This window comes from Novosphingobium mangrovisedimenti (assembly GCF_025153475.1).
In the GTDB taxonomy this organism is placed as follows: domain Bacteria; phylum Pseudomonadota; class Alphaproteobacteria; order Sphingomonadales; family Sphingomonadaceae; genus Novosphingobium; species Novosphingobium mangrovi_A.
This window is the reverse complement of the sequence record NZ_JANZXA010000043.1, coordinates 1-2,244: the sequence shown is the minus strand read 5'-3', so window position 1 is coordinate 2,244 and position 2,244 is coordinate 1. Positions and strand designations below refer to the sequence as shown.

Annotated in this window: 1 protein-coding gene; it reads right to left on the bottom strand. The window is 59.5% G+C overall.

Annotated features, from left to right (window positions below):
* Positions 1-75: 75 nt before the first annotated feature.
* Positions 76-1,590: a group II intron reverse transcriptase/maturase gene (gene ltrA / locus NZK81_RS21320; RefSeq protein ID WP_099185759.1), complete on the bottom strand. Its 1,515-nt coding sequence runs from the start codon at positions 1,588-1,590 to the stop codon at positions 76-78.
* Positions 1,591-2,244: the final 654 nt, after the last annotated feature.

Here is a 2,244-nt window from a genome sequence, read left to right as displayed (position 1 = left end):
AGTGGAGTAGGAAGCGCATGAGCGCTTCCCCTCCCCGAACCGTACGTGCACCTTTCAGCGCATACGGCTCTCTATTCAACCGTGGCCCAAGGCCATGGCGACATCATGATAGCGAGAAGTGACGGTGTTTCGGAGTTCGTCCCGGAAGATGTAGGGATTTCGCTCCGGGTTCCGCCACCGGAACTGCAACTTCTGGCTGGTGACCAGTCGTCGTAGTGCCTTGCCGACGGCATTGCCCTGATTGTTTCGTCCGTAAATCAGCCACGTCTTTGAGTGGCCGATTTCCGGCACGCGGTACCATTTGCGCATCAAGGGCTTGATACGGGACCGGTATTTCCGCGCCAACCAGTGCGCCATTTTCCAGAACACGACCGTGTCGATGCGCCGGAATATGCGTGCCGTGAAGTCGGTGAACTTGTAGAATGCGGCCCAACCCGCCAGTTGGCGGTTCAGGCTGTCGATCATGTCCACCGTGGCAATCTCATGATTGCCGGAGAGGGCCTCGACCAATCGGCGAGCGAAGGTCTTGGCTTTCTCCTTGGGTATCGTCGAGACCACGGACATGCGTCCGCTCGATCCCCGCCTGCGGATAATCCGGTGCCCGAGGAACACGAACCCGTCGTCGACGTGCGTGATATGGGTCTTGTCCATATTCAGCGTCAGCTTCAGGTCGCCTTCCAGAAAGGCCCGGCATTCCTCGCGGATGGCCTCGGCATGTGCCTTGGTGCCCTTGACGATGACGACGAAGTCGTCGGCGTAACGGCAGTAGGCGACAGCAGGTTTCCATTGCCGGTTCTCGCGAACCGTGATGGGGCGGCCCTGCTGGATACCGAAGTTCCATGCCCAGCGATCCTTTCGCGCCTTGTCGCTCAGGTATTTCGCCTCCAGCCACGCATCAAACTCATGGAGCATGATGTTGGACAGGAGCGGCGACAACACGCCGCCTTGCGGAACACCTTCACTTGAGGCGACGAACAGGCCACGGTCAATGTGGCCTGCTTTCAGGAACCGCCAGAGCAGATCGACGAACCGATCATCCCGGATACGCCGCCGGACGCAGCGAAGAAGAAGCCGGTGGTGGACCGTGTCGAAGTAGCTCGCCAGATCACCTTCGATGATCCAGCGGCCCCGCGTTCCGGCGCCACTATCCTGCAACTGTATCTTCACGGTCCGGACAGCGTGATGCACGCTGCGTTCCGGCCTGAAGCCGTAGGAGAGGCGATGGAAGTCGCTTTCCCAGATCGGCTCCATGGCCATCAGCATCGCACGTTGGACGATGCGGTCTTTCAGGGTCGGGATACCCAGTGGACGTTTCTTGCCATTGGCTTTCAGGATATAGATTCGCCTGACCGGCTGCGGGACGTAATTCCCCGTCAGCAAGTCCGTTCGCAGGCTGGCCAGATGATCTGCCAGTCCGGCCTGCATCCGTTGCTTGTCCATTCCGTCGATACCCGGCGTATTGGCGCCGCTAGACGCCAGCACGATCCGGGCTGCCTCGGCAAGCCACGCCCTGTCAGCAATGAGCCTGAATAGGCGGTCGAACCTGCGGTTCGGATCGCTCTCGGCCCATGTCGCGAGCTTGTGCTGCATTTCGCTGATTATCAAAGGTCTTCACCTCGTTTGGTCAGGTAGTTTGCACTTCAAGCAGATTGAACTGTCCCCCTTCGCCATGTGACAGGCTTTCCCTGCCGCGGACTACTACGGGAACTCCGCCAGCATGATGGACATCGGGGCCAACTCCCTTGGCATTCCATCATGCCTTCCCTCGTTCATATGCTGGACTTTCACGCGCTGGGGAGGCTGCCGGTCGCAGTCCTTGTCCTTGCGTCCCGCAAGTCGATACCGATGCCATGGCCTGACTGCGTTCTCTCCATGGCTCCATGCGGGCGACCTACATGTACGCCCGCAATCGGATGTCGCCGACATACGTGTCCGGCGCCATCATCAGCATTCCGCCTGTTAAGCCGTGTAGGCGAAGGCGACATTTCAGCCCTCGGATGCGGATTAACCGGTTCGTGTTCCTCAACCTTCCAGCGCTACAGCCTCGGGGACCATCTTGGCGTAACGGCTTCGCCTCAATCCCCTTTACCTGCGGGCTACGTCACCCTGCCAGTTGACAGCAGGTCACCGCCGCTTGGGCTCATGCCCCCTCACAGCAGAGGGCAAGGCATTCGTTCAATTCCTCCTTTCTCTTTTGCATTCCAACATACGCCTCCCGGATCATCCGGGACGAGGCGCACTGTA